Annotated in this window: 20 protein-coding genes and 7 tRNA genes; 13 read left to right on the top strand and 14 right to left on the bottom strand. The window is 55.4% G+C overall.

Annotation, left to right across the window (positions count from 1 at the left end; all coding sequences use genetic code 11):
- Positions 1 to 50: 50 nt before the first annotated feature.
- Together KBX14_RS01285 and ppgK are read right to left on the bottom strand one after the other, a co-directional pair.
- Positions 51 to 1490, bottom strand: a complete 1440-nt coding sequence (locus KBX14_RS01285) for an RNA polymerase sigma factor (protein WP_070478953.1) — start codon at positions 1488 to 1490, stop codon at positions 51 to 53.
- Between the two features lie 210 nt (positions 1491 to 1700).
- Positions 1701 to 2483, bottom strand: coding sequence for a polyphosphate--glucose phosphotransferase (gene ppgK / locus KBX14_RS01290; RefSeq protein ID WP_070363500.1), 783 nt, complete (start codon positions 2481 to 2483; stop codon positions 1701 to 1703).
- 292 nt (positions 2484 to 2775) lie between these two features.
- Here ppgK and KBX14_RS01295 point away from each other — a divergent pair, with 292 nt between their 5' ends.
- On the top strand, positions 2776 to 3069 hold the full coding sequence (locus KBX14_RS01295) for a DUF4193 domain-containing protein (RefSeq protein ID WP_070363501.1): 294 nt from the start codon (positions 2776 to 2778) through the stop codon (positions 3067 to 3069).
- Between the two features lie 26 nt (positions 3070 to 3095).
- Here the strand turns inward: KBX14_RS01295 and KBX14_RS01300 are convergent, their stop codons facing one another.
- On the bottom strand, positions 3096 to 3602 hold the full coding sequence (locus KBX14_RS01300; protein WP_070362354.1) for a DUF3093 domain-containing protein: 507 nt from the start codon (positions 3600 to 3602) through the stop codon (positions 3096 to 3098).
- A gap of 85 nt (positions 3603 to 3687) precedes the next feature.
- Here KBX14_RS01300 and dut point away from each other — a divergent pair, with 85 nt between their 5' ends.
- The 4 genes from dut to dxs all read left to right on the top strand — a co-directional run bounded on the left by dut (position 3688) and on the right by dxs (position 8370).
- The gene (gene dut / locus KBX14_RS01305) at positions 3688 to 4158 is read left to right on the top strand and encodes a dUTP diphosphatase (RefSeq protein ID WP_070362355.1); all 471 of its coding nucleotides are present in this window, start codon (positions 3688 to 3690) and stop codon (positions 4156 to 4158) included.
- Between the two features lie 84 nt (positions 4159 to 4242).
- Positions 4243 to 5106 carry a DUF3710 domain-containing protein gene (locus KBX14_RS01310; RefSeq protein ID WP_070478954.1) on the top strand — a complete coding sequence of 288 codons (864 nt, stop codon included), beginning with the start codon at positions 4243 to 4245 and terminating at the stop codon, positions 5104 to 5106.
- On the top strand, positions 5106 to 6359 hold the full coding sequence (locus tag KBX14_RS01315) for a class I SAM-dependent RNA methyltransferase (protein ID WP_083290926.1): 1254 nt from the start codon (positions 5106 to 5108) through the stop codon (positions 6357 to 6359). The genes KBX14_RS01310 and KBX14_RS01315 overlap by 1 nt, the downstream gene beginning before the upstream one ends.
- A gap of 73 nt (positions 6360 to 6432) precedes the next feature.
- A complete protein-coding gene (dxs, locus tag KBX14_RS01320) occupies positions 6433 to 8370 on the top strand; it encodes a 1-deoxy-D-xylulose-5-phosphate synthase (protein ID WP_070478956.1) in 1938 nt (645 codons plus the stop codon).
- 12 nt (positions 8371 to 8382) lie between these two features.
- Here the strand turns inward: dxs and KBX14_RS01325 are convergent, their stop codons facing one another.
- Together KBX14_RS01325 and KBX14_RS01330 are read right to left on the bottom strand one after the other, a co-directional pair.
- Positions 8383 to 9579: an HRDC domain-containing protein gene (locus KBX14_RS01325; protein ID WP_070478958.1), complete on the bottom strand. Its 1197-nt coding sequence runs from the start codon at positions 9577 to 9579 to the stop codon at positions 8383 to 8385.
- A 17-nt stretch (positions 9580 to 9596) separates the two neighbouring features.
- On the bottom strand, positions 9597 to 10172 hold the full coding sequence (locus tag KBX14_RS01330; RefSeq protein ID WP_070362359.1) for a DUF3000 domain-containing protein: 576 nt from the start codon (positions 10170 to 10172) through the stop codon (positions 9597 to 9599).
- A 189-nt stretch (positions 10173 to 10361) separates the two neighbouring features.
- On the opposite strand from KBX14_RS01330, the gene hemQ reads away from it, so the two are divergent.
- Positions 10362 to 11063, top strand: a complete 702-nt coding sequence (gene hemQ / locus KBX14_RS01335) for a hydrogen peroxide-dependent heme synthase (RefSeq protein ID WP_070362360.1) — start codon at positions 10362 to 10364, stop codon at positions 11061 to 11063.
- A 55-nt stretch (positions 11064 to 11118) separates the two neighbouring features.
- On the opposite strand, the gene msrB is transcribed toward hemQ, so the two are convergent.
- From msrB to KBX14_RS01350, 3 genes are read right to left on the bottom strand one after another with little or no spacing between them, the layout of a single operon-like run.
- Positions 11119 to 11538, bottom strand: coding sequence for a peptide-methionine (R)-S-oxide reductase MsrB (gene msrB / locus KBX14_RS01340; protein ID WP_070976779.1), 420 nt, complete (start codon positions 11536 to 11538; stop codon positions 11119 to 11121).
- Positions 11477 to 12793 carry a glycosyltransferase family 87 protein gene (locus KBX14_RS01345; RefSeq protein WP_256041712.1) on the bottom strand — a complete coding sequence of 439 codons (1317 nt, stop codon included), beginning with the start codon at positions 12791 to 12793 and terminating at the stop codon, positions 11477 to 11479. Before KBX14_RS01345 ends, msrB begins: the two co-directional genes overlap by 62 nt.
- A 23-nt stretch (positions 12794 to 12816) precedes the next feature.
- A complete protein-coding gene (locus KBX14_RS01350; protein WP_070479004.1) occupies positions 12817 to 13572 on the bottom strand; it encodes a pyrimidine reductase family protein in 756 nt (251 codons plus the stop codon).
- A gap of 50 nt (positions 13573 to 13622) precedes the next feature.
- Between KBX14_RS01350 and KBX14_RS01355 the strand changes: the two genes are divergently transcribed.
- Both KBX14_RS01355 and KBX14_RS01360 read left to right on the top strand, forming a co-directional pair.
- Positions 13623 to 14918 carry a hypothetical protein gene (locus KBX14_RS01355; protein ID WP_070478961.1) on the top strand — a complete coding sequence of 432 codons (1296 nt, stop codon included), beginning with the start codon at positions 13623 to 13625 and terminating at the stop codon, positions 14916 to 14918.
- The gene (locus tag KBX14_RS01360; RefSeq protein WP_070976789.1) at positions 14908 to 15882 is read left to right on the top strand and encodes an asparagine synthase C-terminal domain-containing protein; all 975 of its coding nucleotides are present in this window, start codon (positions 14908 to 14910) and stop codon (positions 15880 to 15882) included. Before KBX14_RS01355 ends, KBX14_RS01360 begins: the two co-directional genes overlap by 11 nt.
- Positions 15883 to 15990: 108 nt before the next feature.
- Here KBX14_RS01360 and KBX14_RS01365 read toward each other — a convergent pair.
- The 6 genes from KBX14_RS01365 to KBX14_RS01390 form a co-directional block, all read right to left on the bottom strand.
- Positions 15991 to 16066 (bottom strand) — tRNA-Gly (locus KBX14_RS01365).
- A 32-nt stretch (positions 16067 to 16098) separates the two neighbouring features.
- Positions 16099 to 16170: transfer RNA gene (locus KBX14_RS01370), tRNA-Val, on the bottom strand.
- 5 nt (positions 16171 to 16175) lie between these two features.
- Positions 16176 to 16249: transfer RNA gene (locus tag KBX14_RS01375), tRNA-Cys, on the bottom strand.
- Between the two features lie 29 nt (positions 16250 to 16278).
- Positions 16279 to 16354, bottom strand: a tRNA-Gly gene (locus KBX14_RS01380).
- A 32-nt stretch (positions 16355 to 16386) separates the two neighbouring features.
- Positions 16387 to 16458: transfer RNA gene (locus KBX14_RS01385), tRNA-Val, on the bottom strand.
- An 18-nt stretch (positions 16459 to 16476) separates the two neighbouring features.
- Positions 16477 to 16552: transfer RNA gene (locus tag KBX14_RS01390), tRNA-Gly, on the bottom strand.
- 211 nt (positions 16553 to 16763) lie between these two features.
- Here KBX14_RS01390 and KBX14_RS01395 point away from each other — a divergent pair.
- The 5 genes from KBX14_RS01395 (at position 16764) to thrS (ending at position 21640) form a co-directional block, all read left to right on the top strand.
- Positions 16764 to 16835, top strand: a tRNA-Val gene (locus KBX14_RS01395).
- Between the two features lie 132 nt (positions 16836 to 16967).
- Entirely contained in the window at positions 16968 to 17540 is a 573-nt protein-coding gene (locus KBX14_RS01400) for a copper resistance CopC family protein (protein WP_070477006.1), read from the top strand.
- A gap of 42 nt (positions 17541 to 17582) precedes the next feature.
- Complete coding sequence (locus KBX14_RS01405; RefSeq protein WP_070477008.1) at positions 17583 to 18212, top strand: copper chaperone PCu(A)C; 630 nt, start codon at positions 17583 to 17585, stop codon at positions 18210 to 18212.
- A gap of 15 nt (positions 18213 to 18227) precedes the next feature.
- Entirely contained in the window at positions 18228 to 19442 is a 1215-nt protein-coding gene (locus KBX14_RS01410) for a Dyp-type peroxidase (protein WP_070477010.1), read from the top strand.
- Between the two features lie 128 nt (positions 19443 to 19570).
- A complete protein-coding gene (gene thrS, locus KBX14_RS01415; protein ID WP_252930850.1) occupies positions 19571 to 21640 on the top strand; it encodes a threonine--tRNA ligase in 2070 nt (689 codons plus the stop codon).
- Positions 21641 to 21660: the final 20 nt, after the last annotated feature.

The raw sequence follows: 21660 nt of genomic DNA on the forward strand, positions 1-21660 counted from the left end.
GTAGGAGAGTGGACCTCCTACCGGTTATTGCTTACTACGTAGAAACGCATTTAATCGAGGTAATCGCGCAGCACCTGTGAACGCGACGGGTGGCGAAGCTTCGACATCGTCTTGGACTCGATCTGCCGGATGCGTTCGCGTGTCACACCGTACACCTGGCCGATTTCATCTAGCGTGCGAGGCATGCCATCGGTCAAGCCGAAGCGGAGCCGCACGACGCCGGCCTCACGCTCGGAAAGTGTGTGGAGGACATCCTGAAGTTGGTCCTGAAGAAGCGTAAAGGAAACAGCGTCGACTGCCACAACGGCTTCGGAGTCTTCGATGAAATCACCGAGTTGGCTGTCGCCTTCATCGCCGATCGTCTGATCCAATGAGATCGGCTCACGGGCGTACTGCTGGATCTCCAACACCTTCTCTTCGGTGATGTCCATCTCTTTTGCGAGTTCAAGCGGTGTAGGTTCGCGTCCAAGATCTTGTAGAAGCTCACGCTGGATACGGCCAAGCTTGTTGATGACCTCGACCATGTGCACCGGGATGCGAATGGTTCGAGCCTGGTCTGCCATGGCACGTGTAATTGCCTGGCGGATCCACCACGTTGCATAGGTGGAAAACTTGTAGCCCTTGGAATAGTCGAACTTTTCAACTGCACGGATGAGACCGAGGTTGCCCTCCTGGATGAGGTCCAAGAAGGCCATACCGCGACCGGTGTAGCGCTTTGCCAGCGAAACCACGAGTCGAAGGTTAGCTTCGAGCAGATGGTTCTTCGCCTTGCGACCGTCTCGGGCGACGGCGCGGAAGTCGCGCTTAACCGCAGGGGTAAGGCGTGCTTCCTTGTCTCCCTCCTCAGCTGCACGGGCCATCTCGTCGAGTCGGTGTTGCGCGTAGAGACCAGCTTCAATGCGCTTCGCGAGAGAAACCTCCTGCTCAGCATCGAGCAGAGCAACCTTACCTATTTGCTTCAAATACGCACGGACAGAGTCCGCAGATGCGGTGAGCTGAGCGTCCTTGCGGGCTTGGCGAAGTGCAGCAGATTCCTCGATATCCCAGACAGAAGATCCGTCGTCTTCCTCGTCTTCTTTTTCCTCGTCGTCATCACCAAGATGCTCGTCAAATTCTTCGTCATCTTCTTCAGCCGTCAGCGGGTCGAAGTCCTGCTCCTGGTCAGAATCGTCGAGCGATTCGTCCGTTTCTTCCAGCGCGGAGTCGTCGCTGGTGACCTCATCAGTTGCGGGTGAAGCAGCCTTCTTTGCGGCGGTTTTCTTTACTGTCTTCTTCGCTTTCTTAGCTACCTTTGACGCCTTTTTCGCGGTTTTGCGTGCTGTTTTCTTCGCAGTCTTCTTGGCGGTCTTTTTGGCAGCCTTTTTGGCGGTTTTCTTGGCTGCTTTTTTGGTGGCTTTCTTGGCGGTCGTTGTGCCGTCGGTTACGCCGCCGGAAGTGCTCTCTGCCGCATCGTTGACGGAGTTTTTGCCTGAAGCTTCGCTGGCTACCACGTACGCCCTTTCGCCTTTGTGAACTGATTGATGCTTTTGCGGACACCGAGACTTCCTCCAACAATGGATGGAAAGAAAGTCACTCTGGTGAAAGCAGACCAGCAAACGCCGGTCTGCCTTCCTAGCGTACGCAAACTGTGCTGATTTTTCAGAACGCCTATCTTAACAGCATTGTCAAGCTGCTTTGTGTTAGACGCCGAGTCTCGCTAGTTACGGTGCGAGGTGCTCATTGGCCGCCATCGCTGCTCCGACAATGCCTGCTCGGTTGCGAAGAGTGGCCACGACGACAGGAGTGTCGACAGTCAATAGAGGGACCCATTTGTCAGATTTCCGCGAGATGCCACCACCGACGACGAAACACTCTGGATTAAACAGTCGCGCGTATTCGTGCAGCACCTTATCAACTCGCTTCGCCCACTTCTTGAAGCTCAGGTCTTCCCTCTGCTTTACAGCTGAGGAGGCGACGTGCTCTGCTTCCTTCCTATTGACGATTAAATGGCCAATTTCTGTGTTAGGGAAGAGGTGCCCATTAACCAGGAACGCTGAACCAATACCAGTGCCAAACGTGAGGAATATGACAGAACCGTTTCGGGCTCGTTCATTGCCAAAGGCAACTTCAGCAAGCCCCGCGGCGTCGGCGTCGTTTAATACAGTGACAGAGCGCTCAGGGAGATGCTGCTCAAAGAGCTCATGCACATCGGTGTCGATCCACGACGGGTCGATGTTAGCTGCGCTCTTTGCGATCTGATGCTGAATCACCGACGGCAGCGTTACTCCCACAGGGCCGTCCCATTCGTGGAGACGGACGATCTCTGCGACTGTTGATGCAACAGCTTCAGGTGTAGCTGGCTGAGGAGTTGCGATCTTGATCCTGTCGCCGACGAATTCTCCGGTTTTGAGGTTGACGATGGCGCCCTTGATTCCAGAACCGCCGACATCGACGCCCATACCATAGTGCTCTTGGGCACCATCAATTCCACTTGTTGTAGTCATAACATTGAGCATACAAAAGGTGTGCTCATTGCGCATGTAGGAAAATATTTAGGAGCGCGGTACCTAGAACGAGCGGGTTGACGTCGCTGTACTTTAATTAGCTATAAAGCCTTTGATGTGTAGGGAACCCGTGGGTATTGGCCTGCTGACCTTGTAATATGACATATAGCTTTGTGTGCTTTATTATTCGGCTCCAAACCAATAAAAAGGCTGAGGCTCATCTATAGGAAGCGTATCTCCTCAACGGGCCTAGGCATTGCTGAACTTGACTACTCCTGGAGGCACCACCACCATGGCGACCGATTACGATGCACCGCGTAAGCGCGCAGAAGACGAGCTTGAGACTGACTCCCTCGAGGGCTTGAAGGCTGCGGAGGTTGCGGGCAGCAGCATGGATGATGACGGTGAAATCGTTGAACCGTTTGAACCGCCACTTCAAGATCTGTCTGGTGAGGAACTGAACGTTGAGGTAAAGCCTCGCCAAGATAACGAATTCACTTGTGCGTCTTGCTATTTGGTTCAGAAAAAGAATCGGCTGGCTTACGAAACCGAAGACGGCCAGAAGATTTGCCTCGACTGCGAGTAGTAGCGAGCAACGCAGTCGCGCGATCCCTAGGCGGTCCGCTGCTCAGGCAAAAACATTCCGAGGATTTTCTCCGGTTCTTTCGCAGCAATTAGCCAGTAGGGGGTTGGGTCCTGAGGATCGTCCAAGACAAGCAGAATATGTTCTTTCACCCAACCATGCGATACCAAGAAAGCAGCTGGGTCTAACTGTCGTCCGAGAGCATTTCGCTTCGCTGATGCAGGGACAACCATAGATCTGCTGACAACGGTGTTGGGTAAGTTGGCGTCGTCAACGACGAGCCAACGAGTGCCGTCGCTGTCTTGCTCGACCGCAATTGTAGTTTTCGAAAGCCATGTCAAGAACCAAAAAACTAAACTTCCGATAACGAGCACGGGGATAATAAACCACCAAATATTGCGGTTGAGCGTAAGTTGTGCCCCGATGAGCAGCGTTAATGCTGCACCGATGATCCACCAGTACCAAGGCACCCATTGACGCTCCGTATATAAGACTTTGGAACCACTGGATGCCGGTGCGTTTTGGTTGCTATTCATACCCTCATCAACTCGTCAATTCGATGTACTCCCGAATACGTTACCCAATAACACTAGGCGAAATTATCTTAAGAATGCACACGCAATGGAATCCCGTAAGGTGTATGAAGTGACCTCTCTTGAACCAATTTCAGTAAAACGTCTTGATCCAGACATGCCGCTTCCTAAACGAGCGCATGAAGGTGACGCCGGGGCGGACCTTTACTCCTCGGAAACACGGACATTGGCTCCCGGCGAACGGGCGCTCATCGGCACCGGAATTGCTGTCGCGTTGCCCATGGGAACTGTCGGGCTCATTCATCCTCGTTCGGGACTCGCTGCCAAACACGGGATTTCTATTGTGAACACGCCAGGCACCATTGATGCCCAGTATCGAGGGGAGTTGAAGATTTGCCTTCTTAATACCGACCGTGAATGTTCGTTTACAGTTGAACGAGGAATGCGGATTGCTCAACTAGTGGTGCAAAAAGTCGAGTTGGTTGACTTCGTCGAAGTTTCCGAGCTTGACGATACCCAGCGTGGTGCCCAAGGATACGGATCAACGGGGCTCGCCTGAGGCCACATTGGGCCCGTACTAGAGTAATTCTCACCCGAAGAAACTTTTTTGAAATACACAACTTCACTCGAAAGGTGATCACCCATGGCATGGTGGCCATTTGGTAAAAAGAAGAAAGACCAGCAGAAGGAAGACGCTGCCCCCGCTCAGACGGAGGCAGAGACCAACGACGATCTAGAGGTCACAGCACCAAAGTCTCAGGACACGGGGATTGCAGCGGATACTGATCCATCCCAGACTCCATCAGCCACTGGTACTCTTGCCGATTATGATCCAATCAGTGGATCTACCGGTCCGTTCGACGGCGACAACGTCGACATTGAGGAGTTCGATTTTTCTGACTTCTCCCAGGTGAACCTCAACCTCGGATCAATGCAGATTCCGCTGCCAAAGGATTCGCAGGTGCAGGTTGAAATGGGCGAGAACGGCCCGAAGATGGTGCACATCGTTACCAGGTACGGTCGCATCACTCCGGTTGCTTTCGCTGCACCGCGTAACGGCGGCCTGTGGGCCGAATCGGCAGAAGAAATTGCCGAGGGCATGAAGAACGAGGACATGCCTGTCGAGTTTGAAGAGGGCCCCTGGGGAACCGAAATCGTTGGTACTGGCGCTAACGGTGTGATCCGCATCATCGGTGTTGAGGCGCCTCGATGGCTGTACCGTGTCACGTTGGCCGCTCCGGCGGGAATGGAAGAACAGCTTGCTGAGCTCGGGCGGGAAGTCGTAGCACGCAGCTTTGTTTACCGCGGTCCGGACCCAATTTTGGCGGGTAACTCTTTGCCAGTCGTCCTGCCTGCGCAGTTGGCTCGGCAGGTGCAGCAGGCTGTACAGGAGCGGGCTGCGCAGGAGTCGCAGCAGCAGAGCCCACAGGCTGGAAACCCGAACGCCCTGAGTGACGCGCTGAAACAGATCATCGCACAAAACAACGAAGCGAATAAGAATAATTAATGAGTGCCCAACCATCGCTGACACCAGGCGACAGCATTCAAGTCACATTCCACGCCTTTGCTCACGGCGGTGAGGCTATTGCCCTTGCCAATGACGGACGAGTTGTCTTCGTGCAAGGCGCTCTACCTGGAGAAACAGCGACCGTCAAACTGCTGAAAGTGAAAAAGCGGTGGGCTCGCGGTGAACTGCTCGAGATACAACAAACTTCACCAGATCGAGTGAAGGTAGGATGTCCTGCTGCTGCGGCAGGTGCGGGCTGCTGCGACTTTGCGCATATGAGTGAATCTCTGCAGCGGGCCGCCAAAACAGAGGTACTTGTTGGACAGCTTGAAAAAATGGCACGTCCATCTGGTGTGCTTGATGGCATTGATCTCACCGCCATTTCGGTTCAGGCTTTAGCGCCTACGACCGGATGGCGGACGCGTATCCGACTCGGCACTGATGCGCAGGGGCGTGCCGGTTTCAGGAAAGCACGTTCCAATGACGTCGTCGCCGAGCGTTGTACTCAGGCGATGCCGGAACTGTTTGACGGGATTGTTGGCGATGGGGCACGACGATTTACTCCTGGGTCTGAGATAGTCGTCGTCATCGATTCTCTCGGGAACCGGCATGTCGTTGAAACGAGCAAAGTCCAACGCGGACGGCGCGTGGAACGAATAGACCGTACGGTTGAAGGCTCCGGCAACATCGTAGAAATGGTCGGAAACGATAGGTTTGAGTTTCCGGCGACTGCGTTTTGGCAGGCGCACCGTAGTGCACCGTCGGCATATGCAGATCTGGTGCGTGAGTGGTCCCTTGCGGGGAGGCCTTATCAGAACAATTCCGGTTGGGACCTCTATGGCGGAGTAGGGCTCTTTGTTCCATCCATGTCCGCGGCACTCGGTGGTGGTCCGGTTGCAACCGTCGACTATTCGAAGTCCGCGATGGCGCATTCTCAGCCTGCACTTGCAAGCCTCGACGTCAACAAAGTCAACTCCCGGGTAGAAACAGGAATTCGATCCTTGCCCCCCGCGGGCCTGGTTGTGCTCGACCCTCCTCGAACTGGTGCTGGAGACAAAGTGATTCATGATATCGCAGCGGCGAGTCCGCAGCGAGTGATTCACATTGGGTGCGATCCGGCAACATTTGCTAGAGATTTAGCAAGTTGGGGAGCATGCGGATATCACGTAACTGAGATAAAAGTCATCGATGCATTTCCAGGAACGCATCACTTTGAAACGCTTGCATGCCTGGAGCCTCTGCGTCCTCATTAGGAATGGGGCGTGCGCCCCGCAAGGTGTAAACTAGCGTCAACTATTGCTTGTTCTAAAGGAGAAGTAGAGGACCGTGGGACTGATAGGTAAACTCAATTCGCCAGCGGATTTGAAGTCGTTGGCGCCTGGGGAATTATCAGATCTCGCTGATGAAGTACGCCAGTTTTTAATTGAGAAGGTGTCAGCAACGGGAGGTCACCTGGGGCCGAACCTCGGCGTTGTCGAGTTGACAATTGCACTGCATTACGTATTCGACTCGCCAACGGAACCGGTCGTTTTTGATACCTCTCACCAGTCGTACGTGCATAAAATTCTGACCGGGCGTGCTGGTCAGTTTGATTCCTTGCGTCAGAAAGACGGTCTTTCTGGCTATACCTCGCGCTCGGAGTCGGAACATGATTGGACTGAGTCATCGCACGCGAGTGCTTCGCTTTCAATTGCAGATGGCTTAGCGAAAGCCAAGTACATTCAGGGCAAGGGCGACGAAAATGTTGTCGCCGTCGTCGGTGACGGTGCACTGACAGGTGGGATGTGCTGGGAAGCGCTGAACAACATTGCAGCCGCAGAACGCAACGTAGTCATAGTCGTAAATGACAATGGTCGCTCGTATTCGCCAACTATTGGTGGTTTTGCGAACAACCTGACTCGCCTTCGTGATCAGCTCGCAGCTTTGCGCATGAAACCCGGCTACGACGACGTAATGGAATCCGGTAAGAAGACCCTCAAGTCGATGGGTTGGGTCGGAGAACGGACGTTTGAAGCGCTTCATGCGCTGAAAGAAGGAGTGAAGGCCCAGGTTATCCCAACAGAGATGTTCCCGGAGCTGGGGATGAAGTACGTTGGGCCAGTAGAAGGTCACGACCTCACGGCGTTGCTAAGCGCTTTCGAGTACGCGAAGACCTACGAGGGGCCCTTGATTGTGCATGTTGTGACTGAGAAAGGCCACGGCTTCGCCCCCGCAGTTAACAACATCGCCGACCAAATGCACTCCACTGGTGCGATTGACCCTGTTACAGGAGAAACTCTGAAGAAGTCCAAGCCAGGGTGGACATCAATTTTCACCGAGGAACTTCTCGACGCCGCTAGGACTCGACGTGACATTGTCGCAATCACGGCCGCTATGGCTGGGCCGACAGGCCTTGTACCGTTCGCAGAGGAATTTCCTGATAGATTTTTTGATGTCGGTATTGCGGAGCAGCATGCGATTGCCTCTGCCAGCGGGCTTGCTCTCGGGGGACTGCACCCCGTTGTCGCGGTCTACTCCACATTTTTGAACCGAGCTTTCGATCAGCTCCTGATGGACGCAGCACTTATCAAGCAGCCGTTGACTGTAGTGCTCGATAGAGCGGGCGTCACTGGTACGGACGGCGCAAGCCACAACGGCGTGTGGGATATGGCGCTGACGTCGATCGTCCCAAATATTCGTGTCGCGGCGCCTCGCGATCCGCAGCAGCTAAGGGAACTGTTTAGGGAAGCTTTGACTGTTAAGGACGGGCCAACTGTCGTCCGCTTCCCTAAGGGGAACGTCGGCGAGAACCGAGCAGCTATTAAGCGGCTGCCAGGTGGCGTCGATATTCTTCGAGAGCCATCATCGACTGCGCAAGATGATGAAAGTGACCAGACAGTTGATGTGTTGATTGTTGCAGTGGGAGTTTTTGCGGATTCGGCACTACGGGTCGCTGAACGATTGGAATCGGACAATGTTCGAGTTACCCTGGTAGATCCTCGTTGGGTTGTGCCTGTTTCCCCTGATATTCTCGAGCTTGCGGTTGAGTCCGATCTTGTCGTGGTGTATGAAGACGGGATCGTGCATGGAGGCGTTGGTTCAGCAATTGCAGAAGCGTTGTCCTACGCTGAAATCGACACACCGCTGCGGCATATTGCATTTCCTCAGGTGTTCCCAGAGCACGCTTCCCGGGAACAGATCTTTGAAGAATTCGGTATGGACGAGTCAGCTGCGACGAAAAAGATTCGCGAGTGGGTACGCGGCCTTGAGGACCGCGATCAATAAGGCACTCGCTGCCTAGCGGCGAGGTTCCGGCTGTTCCGCCACGAAAATAGGTGCTAGGAAGTCTATTTGCCATTCGCGCAGTCCCATCTGCTTGAGCAGGGGACGGGTGTATTCCATTGGCCAATCTAGACGTTCGTGGAAGGCGGTCCATATGGTCCGTTCGAGGACCTTGTTCGTCAAAATCAGCTCTTTGCGGATCTTAAGAGTCTCGGCGATTTCGGCGACCCGATTGTTTATGTTTTGTCGCGTACGTAGCGCCACTTTGTTGTGCCTTGTCCACTCCCAAATGCTTTTCCTAGTAGGTAAGCGAAGTTGTTCCCTCAGTGCGGTTTCAAATGGGGATAACAGCGCATCATGGATTGTCTCGAGCCAGAAGTATGGATAGGTGGTGAGCGCATGGGTTGCACCGTCAAACGCCAGCAATTCGTCAACGGTCGTTGGGCGGGACTGAGCCAGTGGTACCAGCATCTTGTTCGGAAGTACTAATCCCGGAGCTATGTCTTGGTCGTAGGCAAAACAATCGCGAGCATCCCAAAGCCACTTCGTCAAAGTGAGCTCGAGATCCGACAATTTGTCCGAAACCTGGGGTATATCGAGCCAAGAATGTTTCTTTACCCCCGGGTTTGAACGCGTAGCTACCAAATGAGCAAATTCTTGATTCGCGTATTCAAGTTTGCCTTGCATATCGAGGAGGTGTACTAAGGCCTGTTCAAGGTGGGGCAGGTAAATAACGTCCTGCGCTGCGTACTCGAGCATTGAGTCGGTCAGTGGTGTCTGTGACCAATCGGCATCGCCGTGCTGCTTGGGAAGTGAGACTTGGCAAAACTCCTTTACCAACACGCCAAGTTTGGTTGCTGGGTAGCCTGCAAATCGTGCTGCAAGTTCGGTATCGAAAATAGTGGACGGACGTAATCCTAATTGCGCGAGACACGGTAGATCCTCTCTCGCCGCGTGTATTACCCACTCCTGATCATTGCAGACTGGTGCAAAGTACTGTTCGAACTCGTCTCGATAGTGCTCAGGGGCAATGAGGAACGTTCCCGCGTCTTTGCGGTAGATCTGTACGAGGAATGCTCGGTCATCGTAGCGGTACGCGCCGGCTCGTTCGGTATCGATACAAAAAGGACCAAGTCCTTCGGCTAATCGATCAGCTACCTCGGCAAACTGCGATGGATGATCGACAAAGGTGTAGGACAAATTCACTTCCATGCGTACACATACTAATGCTACGAAATAGTTCGCACACCTTCGGGTGGCAGACCCGCCACTAAACTGAGGACATTTGCAAACGCTTCCACATGTGATGACAGATCAATTCCTTCAGCTGTCCAAGATGCGCGCATCTCCAATTGGTACGCCCGCGGAGGGCCGCCAATCTCCCCGTAGCGGACGGAAGCTGTGGAGGTTACCGTACCTCCAAGGTTGGTAAACCCGGCCCCATTGCCATCGAGCGACTCGTTAAGCCACTGCCATGCCACATCGGGGAGAAGTGGATCCGCCGCAACAGCATCGTCCATATCTGCCTGGATATAGGCGACTAGTCGCATTGAACCCTCCCAGGCCTCTTCAGCGTCGGGGGAATGAAGCAGGATGAGGCGACCGAACGCGTCACCTTGGTCTGGCTTGGTCTGGATAACCTCAAGCCCAACGGCGTGGCTAAACGGTGCAGGCCGCTGAGGAGGCCGAATGGTACCGATGGAGATTTCTGGGCGCACTTGAGCCTTATGCATCGATTCGACCGCTGCGGTGAACTCCGCAGGAGTCGACGCGCTCTCGCTTGGGGAGGTGGTATCCGAGTTCATCACGCCAACCAAGCTAATGAGGATGCGGCTTTGAGGGGGCGAGGCGCGCCGTATATTGGTTCGCAAGATTCAGCGTTTGCAGCGAAGTGTACACTGAACTAGTACTTTCGTTTGATGTATGTTTTTATAGCGACGGTTGGTCGCCTTGGCATCCAACGTGTTTCCGTGAATCTCAGAAGGAGAGTTTAAATGGCGAAGCTTGACTACGAAAAGCTGAACGCAACCCAGCGCTACCTGCAGTACGCGGTATTTCGTGCGATCCCAGGTGCACTTGGTACCGAGCGCGACGAAGTTATCGCAGAAGCAGAAAAGTTCTTTGAGCAGCTCAAAGAGGAAGGGAAAGTTGTCGTACGTGGTATCTATGACAACACTGGTATTCGGGCTGACGCGGACTTCATGATCTGGTGGCATGCGGAGGAATTTGAGTACATCCAGGATGCACTCGCGCGATTCCGCCGTGACACTGCGTTCGGTCAGCTGTTGGAGGTTTCGTGGCTCGGTAATGGAATTCACCGCCCTGCGGAGTTCAACAAATCGCATCTTCCGAGCTTCATCATGGGGGAGGATCCGAAGGACTGGATTACGGTGTACCCATTCGTTCGTTCATACGACTGGTACGTAATGGAGCCTGAGAAGCGTCGCAAGATCCTAATGGAGCATGGCATGGCAGCACGCGACTATGCAGACGTTCGTGCCAACACCGTCGAGGCCTTTGTCCTTGGCGACTATGAGTGGATGCTTTCGTTCGAGGCGGACACGCTGGAGCGTATTGAGTCACTTATGAAGACGATGCGCTACACAGAAGCGCGCCTTCACGTCCGAGAAGAAATCCCGTTCCAGACCGGGCGCCGCGTCGCAAGCATTGCTGACGTCATAAAGGTTCTGCCGTAGCTGGCATTGCGAAATCAAAAACTCCCTCAGCGCATCTCGGCGCTGGGGGAGTTCTTTAATCGTCCTTTCTTGGGGCATCAAACTTCAGAGAAATTGAATTGATGCAGTATCTCTGATCGGTTGGTGTGTTGAAACCCTCACCCTCGAATACATGCCCCAGGTGGGAATGGCATTGAGCGCAAAGCACCTCAGTTCTTACCATCCCGAGAGAGTAATCGGCTCGCTTGATGACGGCGGCTTCGCTATCAGGAGCGTAGAACGCTGGCCACCCGCAGTGGGCGTCGAACTTCGTTGTAGAGCGGAACAACTCTGCGCCGCATGCGCGGCACACGTAGATGCCTTCTTCGAAATGGTCGGTGTACTCACCAACTCCAGGTGCTTCGGTGCCGGCTTGCCGAAGTACACGGAATTCCTCAGGGGCGAGGTGAGCTTTCCACTCTGCTTCCGTCATCTGCTGAAAACGATTCTCTGTCATGAGGGTCTCTGTCGCCTTTCTTTGTTGTGAACACTGTTGTGAGTACCCAGGTGGCCGTCGATACGATGAACACAGCCCAACCCAATGTGGGGAGGAATGTAGTAATCCAGTTCCCGATGAGAGGGTTTCGAAGTGTCGTCCATTGTAACGGTGCAAGGCAGAAAAATAGTCCGATCCAGGGGCCGCTGGTGTGCATTGGGCTTCGTGCTGAAAGAACAGTGAAAGCCGCCGGGAAGAGCATCATCGAGTAGTAAGCCTGGCCGAGGGACGAGAGCAAACATACACCCGCGAGTAAAACCGTGGAGCTAAACGTGAGCCATAGGAGCTCGTCTGACCAGCGCCAGCGGGCAAGCCCCAGGACCGCTATAGCGACAGTGATGCCGAAAAAGACGAATAGTGCGTCGTAGAACTGCGTCGGAAAGCCAAAGTAAGTCGTGAAGCCGGCAAGCGATGAATTGGCATAGTCGCGGGTGATCTTTAGATAGGGGACGACGACATCGATGTAATCGCGGGCGCCCGGTGTCATTGGCCATGCGACAACGTTGAAGAGCACGGGAACTAGGACACTCGGTACGACGCAACGCCAGCGGAGTTGCATGAGTGGCAACACCACCAAGGGGGCAAACATCGGCTTGACCAGTATGGCGAGGCCTAGGCAGACGCCGGCTAACGCAAAGCGCCTGTGAGTATAGCTATAGAGGAATACGGTAAAGAGGAGCAGCAATACACCATTGATGTTCGAAAAGACGAGTGTGTTCACAACTGACTCGGTGCAGAAACTGAGCACGATGCTGATAGGTAGCAGCGGGTGGCTCAGCGGTTTTCCACTGAGCTTCGTGAGGATTTCAAGTGCCGCAAGAATGGCGGCGGTGTTTACTAAAACAAAGAGTGGACGGATCAGCGAGGCGTCGTCAAACAGGCCCAAAGGTGAGAGCAGTAGCGTAGCTCCAGGATTGTAAAGATAGTGCGGATCGACGTGGTGATACACCTCGTTGTAGACGGGGACGCGCTCGACAAAGCGACGGGTGGCAGCCCACACGGTGGTGAAGTCGTCGGTCTGGGAGCCGTGCCTTGCAAGAACGGCAACTCGGTGGATGGTGAGCAGAAGTGCCAGTGGCCAGGCGGCTGCGTTAGCGGCGGTTTGTAGCGTGCGCGTTGCCGCTGTGGTGTGCGAGCCATTCTGTGGGGCAGGAGCGGTCCAGATGTTGTTCAGGCGCTGCGCCCAGGCGGGGGGAGTGTCTTGTGCGTACGTCACTTGCATAACAGTACCGAATGCAGTTACCCCTCGTGGGAAGCAGCAGTGCCCCACAGACGGTAGCGCACGAACATCGTCGAGTCCTCGCTCACCCGCACGTCTTCGAGCTCGAGCGGGGTGGCATAGTCTCCACCTCCGCCGAAGAGGGGCTTTTCTACCTTGCCTTGCAACGTAGGGTCGATGGTCAGGTGCAAAATGTCACCGAGCCCAGCAGTCAGGAGCATGTCGTAGAGTCCAGGTCCGCCCTCGCAAACGATGCGGTTAAAGCCCTGGGCGTGCAGGGCATCGATAATTGAGCGTGCAGTGCCATCGCCAGTGGACAGAATGCGGCCGCCCGCGTGCAGGAGTGCTTCTCGACGCTCGGCGAGCTCCGGATCGTCGACGTGGTGCTCCGGAGCGAGGAAAAGCGGAGGCACCTCCGTGTCGTAAAACAACTGTGTGTCCACGTCAAACTCGAAGCTTTCGGTGATGATCGCAAGCGGTGGGACCTCCGCCTGCCCGCGGGACCGACGTTCGGCCTTGTCCTCGTCGGTGCACTTGACTCCGAAGTAGTTTTCCGCCCGCGCGGTGCCTCCACCGACTAAGACAGCGTCGGACCACACACGCAGCAGGTTGAGCAGCGCGGCATCGATGGCGTTGCCAAGGGAGCGGGAGGTGCCATCGAGAGAGGCCGCGCCGGAAAGTGTCATGACCGCAAGCAGACGCAGTTCCGGGACTGAAGCGGGCAGCACAGTGCCCAGCAATTCAGCTGGTTCGAAAGTGCGGCTCGCGTCTATCATGGCGTCAAGCGTACACATCTGACTGCCAGGATTTTAAAAGGAGACAGCACGTGCTCGATCGTTTTCCGCTCGTGGAAGAGGCGCAGCGGGTATGGATAGGTGGCGAGAACCCTGACCGGCTCTTCGCAGCGCTCTTTGACCCAGACGTGGCAGATGCCGATTGGAAACAGCAGGTCTGCGTACTTGCAGACGCGGTGTTCGGTGAGACCGTCTACCGTGAAATCGATGCGTTTGAAGCGATGTTCAACGCCGTGACCGACGCAACATGGAAGGCACGTGAGCGCTGCCTCGGTGAGCACAACGAGGAATGGCTTCGGCTGTTGCCGGAATGGGCAAGGCAGTCTCGCACTGCAGAGTTCGCGCTCATCCTTATCGAGCTGCAACTCCATCGCTTCAACTTCGACCACGATGGCATCCGGCGCGTACTCGATATGGCGAACGATGCGCCCCTGCGCTTCCACAACCTGTCGGTGACCGTCAACCTCAACCAGGTTTTTCTCACCTTCGCCAGGCTGCTCTCGGGTCGTAGGATTGACCCGCAGCACGTCTTCGACGCCGTGGGAGCCCCACCCAGCGACGGGAACGAGCATGCCGTTTCTCAGCTGGAACAAGTGCCACTGAAGCTCAAACATCTCATGCTCCACGGGTTGTGGCTCTACCCAGACACCGAGTATGGGGAGCAAATACTCGCCTTCTCTGAGGCAATCTTGCGCTATCACTCGCCAAACGACTACATCGCGCACTACCGGCGTGCCGAGGGATACCGCCGCATGGCAGCCATCGAAGCAGCACCACGCTCCGACGTGTTCTCGGGACACACGGTTCGTTCCCGGGACGACTTTTACGCCGAGGCACTTCACTCTGTGCAGATGGCCATTAAGAACCTACCCGCGGATGCCACAGCGCTGCACGGGGAGTTCGTCTCCTACCGGATGATGATTGCCACCGAACGGCAGGTACAAAACTCCATTCAAGGACGTGTAGATGCAGAGCTTGCGCACGTCGGCGCCGAAGTAGAGCGGATGTCGGAGAGGATTGAAGCAGAGTCACGCAACAGTCTCTTACGGAGCATAGAGATTCTGTCTGTCTTCCTCGCTGTCATTGGGGTGCTGTCTTTCAACATCTCGCTCGCAGGGCTAGAACAGATTGGCACCTTTGAACGCTTCGGCCTGATCCTTACCGCCGGGGTCATCCTGGGCGCATTCTCCTGGATGGTGCACGTGGCGGTCTACCGCCATACGCACGCCGAACCGGTGGTGATGAAAACGCGACGGAAACAAATACGAGAGCTGCAGCAGCGAATTGCAGCGCTTGAGGAAAGGACGAAAATTGGCTGTGACGGATAAAGGCTGCGAATACGTCGCCGACGAGCGCAGCATCGAGCCAGGTACATACGAGATCACCGAATATGCGCCAGCTAAACACGCTGTCGTCGACTACCTGCGTGCACGCCTCACAGCGGTGCTCGGGCGCTGGCCGGGGCGCCCCACTCTCATGCTCTCCGGCGGCGTCGACTCGATCCTCATCGCCGCGGTGCTCGCCCAACTGCGTACCGACGTCCTCGCGGTGACGTTCAGCCAAGACTCCTCGCAACAGGCAGCGGAGGAGACCAAGGTGGCGAGTGAGGTGGCCCGCGCACTCGGCTTCGAGCATCACGTCGTCGCCCCACGCGGGGAAGCGCTGGAGACGCTGCTCAAGGAAACCATCGAGCGCCTCGACACCGTGGAACCTTGGGAAGTGCTCTCTGGGGCCATTTTGGTAGCCATCGACACGTACAGGCAGGAGTATCATGCCGACGGCGCACTCATCACAGGGGCAGGTGCGGACGCACTGTTTCTCGGCGGAAAAACCATCGATACAGCAGCCAACAATTACCTCCAACTGTGGGATGACCAGGTACGCCGAGGGATCAAGGCAAACTTCACCAGGCAACGTTTCATCCCGGACTTCTACGAGCGCCTCATCGCAGACCCCGAGCGCCACATTCAGGTTTGGCAGACACACGAGGCAGTCGACCTCGCACTGCGCATCCACCCACGAGTCATCCGTGGGGCCGACATCGCACAAGACAAGGCGCTCTTCCGTCGCATCGCTGCAGACATGGGAATCAGTCCGGAACTCGTGCAGACCACGAAAAACCCGATGCAAGTCTCATCAGGAGGCGTAGACGCCATTGTCACGCTCGTACGGGAACAGCTGACGCGCCGGGCGGGGGAGAAGACGTACTCCGACCCGATGAGGGAACCGTTGGAGTTTACGGTGGCTCGCATGTTCCTCGAACAGCTGAAAACCCAGGCGCGCGGTGAGTAGGAGGCCCCCGTCCCTAGATATATGTGGGCCAAGGCACACTGAAACCGCGGCGTCCAACCGATATGAGAAAACTCACGCCCTCGGGAATCCCGAGGGCGTGAGCCTATGTGGAGCGGATGACGAGACTCGAACTCGCGACCCTCACCTTGGCAAGGTGATGCGCTACCAACTGCGCTACATCCGCATGCACATTTTGAAAAGAGCTGTGCGGCTCTGTGCGCGATACTGGGATCGAACCAGTGACCCCTACCGTGTCGAGGTAGTGCTCTACCGCTGAGCTAATCGCGCGAGGTTGGAGGTGGATACGGGAATCGAACCCGTGTACACGGTTTTGCAGACCGTTGCCTAACCACTCGACCAATCCACCGTGAGTACCTCCGAAGTACTGAAAGTACTTGGAGCGGATGACGAGACTCGAACTCGCGACCCTCACCTTGGCAAGGTGATGCGCTACCAACTGCGCTACATCCGCATGCACATTTTGAAAAGAGCTGTGCGGCTCTGTGCGCGATACTGGGATCGAACCAGTGACCCCTACCGTGTCGAGGTAGTGCTCTACCGCTGAGCTAATCGCGCAGAGTGTCTAAAGACACTTGGAGCGGATGACGAGACTCGAACTCGCGACCCTCACCTTGGCAAGGTGATGCGCTACCAACTGCGCTACATCCGCATGCTCTCCGGAAGCGGAACCTCCGTTGTGCGTGAACAAACATTATCTGTTGGCTCTAAGTTTTCCAAATCGCCAGCACAGGGCCGGTCTTGGCGGGTGCGTACGATGGTGAGGCGCTGGGTTGGCAGGGAAATTGCTGTTACTCGGTGAAAGTGTTGCTGTACTGCGGATTCGTTGAAGGAGTGGAGGGGGTGTAAAGTAGTTCGCGTTCGGTCCTATGGCTCAGTGGAAGAGCGTTCCGTTCACACCGGAAAGGTCGCTGGTTCGATCCCAGCTAGGACCACTGAATGCCCGCCTTGCGGGCATTTTCGCTTTCTATGGTCCGGCACTGGGCATGCTGGGGAACTAATCCGCCATTCGTTACGACTAATGTTGTACTGGTTTAAAGTCAGTTCATTTTGTAGGAGGGGTCCGTATGCCCAAAGCAGGACAAAGGGTACAGCGAACGGCATGGGCTATATTGAGTGCCGTATGTGTAGCTTCTGCGTCGGCCGGATCAGCGGAGGCACATGATGCCGTTATTGGGGGAGATCCATCAAACGGGTCCGTGGTAGCCGAGTTTCCGAAAGAGCTGTCGTTGGAGTTCTCGGGTCAACCCCAGGAAGGCTTCAACACGTTCGCGCTGTCGCGGGTATCGGACAACGAGATCCTCTTTACTGGAGAGCCAGTGCTCGACGGACGATTTGTGTCCCTTGAACTTCCAGAGAAAGTTCGCGAATCTGGTGACAAAGTGCCAGGAGAGTACCGGATCGGATTTCAGATTGTCTCTTCAGATGGGCACGCCACTAAAGGGATGACAACGTTTACATATGCGCCGGAAGGTTCACAAGTTGTCGATGAAACTATGGAAGATTCCGTGCCAACCGCAGAAGTGAGCGGTTCTTCATCCAGTTCCTTTAGCTGGATTTTTGTCGGCGGACTAATCTTGCTTCTTTTCGGTGCTGTAACGGCACTTTTACTGCGTCGCGGCTCCTTGAGCAAAGATTGAGCCAGTACATACACAAGTTTTTAGCAACGATTAAGGAGAAATATGAAAAACATTTGCACTGCAGCTATTTCGGCACTTGGTGTCGCCGCTTTTGCCCTGACGGCTTGCTCGCCATCGCAGGAAAACCCGTCGACATCTGAGCCAACCGCTGCAGAGACAACAACCGTGGAGTCCACTACGACTGCTGCTCCAGACAATGACAAGCTTCAGGGCGAAGGTGATATCCGCGTTGAGTCCGCGGCTATTCGTGCGAAAGCAGAAGCCGGTGCGGAAGGCGGAAAGTCCATGACCGGGTTCTTCGGTACGCTGCACAACACCTCTGACAAGGACATTCACATCGTTGGCTTCACTACGTCACTTGGCGACGCCACCTACGAGATCCACGAGGTGGTAGATGGAGTCATGCGCGAGAAAGAAGGTGGCATCGAGATCCCCGCCGGTGGGACATATGAGCTCAAGCCTGGCGGTGACCACTTCATGATCATGGGCTTCGACCCTGCAATTCCGGCAGGCGACGTGGTCGATGTAACGCTTGAGTTCGCCGACGGAACCGAGGAGCAGATTCCAGACGTAGCCGTTCGCTCTATGCTTCCGGGTGACGAAGACTATGGTGAGCACGGGGAGCTCCAGGGGCACCAACATGGGTCCATGGGTGAAGGCCACAACCACTAATTGAAGGAAAGTCGAATGCCTGTCAACCGTCGTCATTTTCTCGCCGGGACTCTGAGTGTTGCTGCCGCCGGGGCAGCCACAGCTTGCGCGGAAAGCCGCGACGCTGTGGTGAATGCTCAGCAAGAGCCTGCGATAGACCTTGCCACAGCAACGGTTCCGTTTGACGGCATACACCAGGCAGGCATTTCGACGCCTCAACAGTCCTCACTAAATCTGATTGGTTTCAATTTTAAAGATGGCGTCGATAAGCCTGCGATTGTTCGATTGATGCGACTGTGGACTGAGGATGCCCGTGCGTTGACAGCCGGCGAAAACCCGTTGGCAAGCCTGGAACCAGAGATGACGGAACACCCCGCAAACCTCACCATTACCGTGGGGTTGGGAGAGAAGTTTTTTGATATCGCCGCGCCTGAGAGCAAACCGTCGTGGCTCCACGACATTCCGGCGCTCTCGCGAGACGAGCTTTCACGGAACTGGGGCCAGACTGACGTGGTGTTGCAGATTTGCTCAGATGACCCACTGATGTGCGCATGGGCGATGCGTCATATGGTGCGAGCTGGCGTCGATTATGTAGCTACCGCGTGGGTGCAGCAAGGGTTCATGAATAACCCTGCTGTACACCGCGAAGGAACCACGCCACGGAATCTCTTTGGACAGATTGATGGCACGGTAAACCCTCACACTGATGAGGAATACGACGCCCAGGTGTGGGCAAAAGGCGCTGCAGAGTTTGAAGGTGGAACGTCGATGGTGGTTCGTCGAATAGCGATGAACCTTGACACCTGGGAAATGCTCGACCGGACATCCCGTGAAGAGGCCGTCGGGCGCAGGCTAGACAACGGAGCACCCCTTTCGGGCGGCGAAGAGTTCACTCCCGTAGATCTGGAAGCGCGGGACGAATATGGCCTGCCAAAGGTCGATAGAAACTCGCACGTTGCCAGGTCAATGGCGCCTGAAGGGCACCCAGAGCAGAAATTTAAACGGCGCCCTTATAACTACAATTTGCCGCCTGAGCCTGGGCAGGAACAGCTGTCCAACGCTGGCTTAGTGTTCATTGCATTTCAGGAAAACCCAGATACGCAATTCACTCCGGTCCTCAAAAGGCTCGATGAGGCTGACCGACTGAATGAATGGATCACGCACATTGGTTCGGCGGTGTACTGGATACCACCGGGCACGCAGGCGCAAGATGGTGCTCCGAGTTTCTGGGCCGAGTCACTACTCGCGTAGTGAACGCGGTATGATTTTTGCCATGTTTGCCGACCTCAATATTTAAAGGTTCCGGCGAGCTTGTACGAATCCAGCTGGGTGCGTCCAGGTATGACGTACCTCATTGAAGCGCAAAGGAGCGCACGAACATGACGAATAACGACCAAACCCACCATGCAGCCCAGGCCTTCACGGTCCCGGCGAACACTCCTGCCGGGGTTGCGATGCGCGAATTGTCGCTGCCGAATAAGGGCCCGGAGGCGGTTGTCTGCGTGCAGTCTGAAGACGGGTCGTTGAAGGACCTGTCATTTACGCCGGATGTAGACACCACAGTAACTCCAGTCACCGCGAACACTGAGCTGGGTCGGTCCGTGATTCGCCACTCGTGTGCTCACGTGTTGGCGCAAGCAGTGCAGATTGAGTTTCCGGGGACGAAGTTAGGAATTGGGCCAGCCATTGAGGGTGGCTTCTACTACGACTTCGACGCGGCTGAACCGTTCACACCAGAAGACTTGAAGCTGCTCGAGCGCCGCATGAAGAAGATCATCAAGCAAGGCCAGAAGTTTGTTCGTGGAGTCTACCCGTCGGCTGAGGCTGCAGCAGAGGACCTAGCTGATGAGCCGTACAAGCTTGAGCTCGTGCAGGACAAAGGAAACGTGGACCCTGACTCGGACGAAGCAACTGAAGTCGGCCACGGAGAGCTCACCCACTACGACAATGTGAATCCACGGACGAATGAAGTCGAGTGGCGCGATCTGTGCCGCGGGCCTCACGTGCCAACTACTAAGTACATTCCGGCGTTCGCACTGACACGTTCGTCAGCTGCGTACTGGCGTGGCAACCAGAATAACGCCGGGTTGCAGCGTATTTACGGCACCGCCTGGGAGTCGAAAGAAAAGCTCGATGAGCACATGTTGATGCTTGCAGAAGCAGAGAAGCGTGACCACCGTCGTCTTGGCAATGAGCTCGATCTTTTCTCCTTCCCGGAGGAAGTTGGGTCTGGTTTGCCAGTATTCCACCCGGATGGAGGAATTATCCGGATGGTGATGGAGGAACACTCCCGCCAGCGTCACCTCGAGGCAGGCTATTCATTCGTCAACACCCCACACTTGACGAAGGGTGAGCTCTTCGAAAGATCTGGCCACCTGGACTGGTACGCCGACGGCATGTACCCACCGATGCAGCTCGACGGCGAGACCGACGACGAAGGCAATGTGACCAAACAGGCAGTCGATTACTACGTCAAGCCTATGAACTGCCCTATGCACAACCTCATCTTCGATTCACGTGGACGCTCGTACCGTGAATTGCCACTGCGACTATTCGAGTTTGGTACCGTGTACCGCTACGAAAAGTCCGGCGTGGTGCATGGCCTGACTCGTGCACGCGGTTTTACTCAGGACGATGCCCATATCTACTGCACTGAGGAACAGCTTGAAGATGAGCTGACGAGTGTGTTGGAGTTCATTATTTCTCTGCTCAGAGACTATGGGCTTGATGATTTCTACCTGGAGTTGTCCACCAAGGATCCCGAGAAGTACATCGGTGATGATGATATCTGGGAGCGTTCAACGAGTATCCTAGAATCAGTTGCTACCAAGTCTGGGCTCGAGCTTGTTCCGGACCCAGCAGGTGCAGCGTTCTACGGTCCAAAGATTTCCGTACAGGCTCGCGACGCCATCGGTCGTACCTGGCAGATGTCCACGGTTCAGCTCGACTTCAACCTGCCTGAGCGTTTCGATCTTGAGTACACATCCTCAGACGGAAGCAAGAAGCGACCAGTCATGATTCACCGTGCACTCTTTGGATCAATTGAGCGATTCTTCGGCGTGCTGCTTGAGCACTACGCCGGTGCATTCCCGGCTTGGCTGGCACCGCACCAGGTTGTAGGTATCCCCGTTGCTGACGATTTCGCTGGACACCTTGACGGCATCATCCAGCAGCTGCGGGCGCGCGGCATCCGAGCTGAGGTCGACCATTCCGATGACAGGATGCAGAAGAAGATTCGGACGCACACCACTCACAAGGTTCCGTTCATGCTGCTCGCTGGCGCGCGTGATGTAGAGGCAAACGCTGTAAGCTTCCGCTTCCTCGACGGCACCCAAATTAATGGAGTCGGCGTCGACGAGGCTGTCGAACTTATCACCAACTGGGTGGACGAAAAGTTCAACGAACAACCAACGAAAGAGCTGGTTGAACAGCGCCAGGCTGACCAGTAGAAGTAGAGAGGCGCTCAGAA

The sequence above is a fragment of the Corynebacterium sp. CCUG 61414 genome, assembly GCF_024453945.1.
In the GTDB taxonomy this organism is placed as follows: Bacteria; Actinomycetota; Actinomycetes; order Mycobacteriales; family Mycobacteriaceae; genus Corynebacterium; species Corynebacterium pseudogenitalium.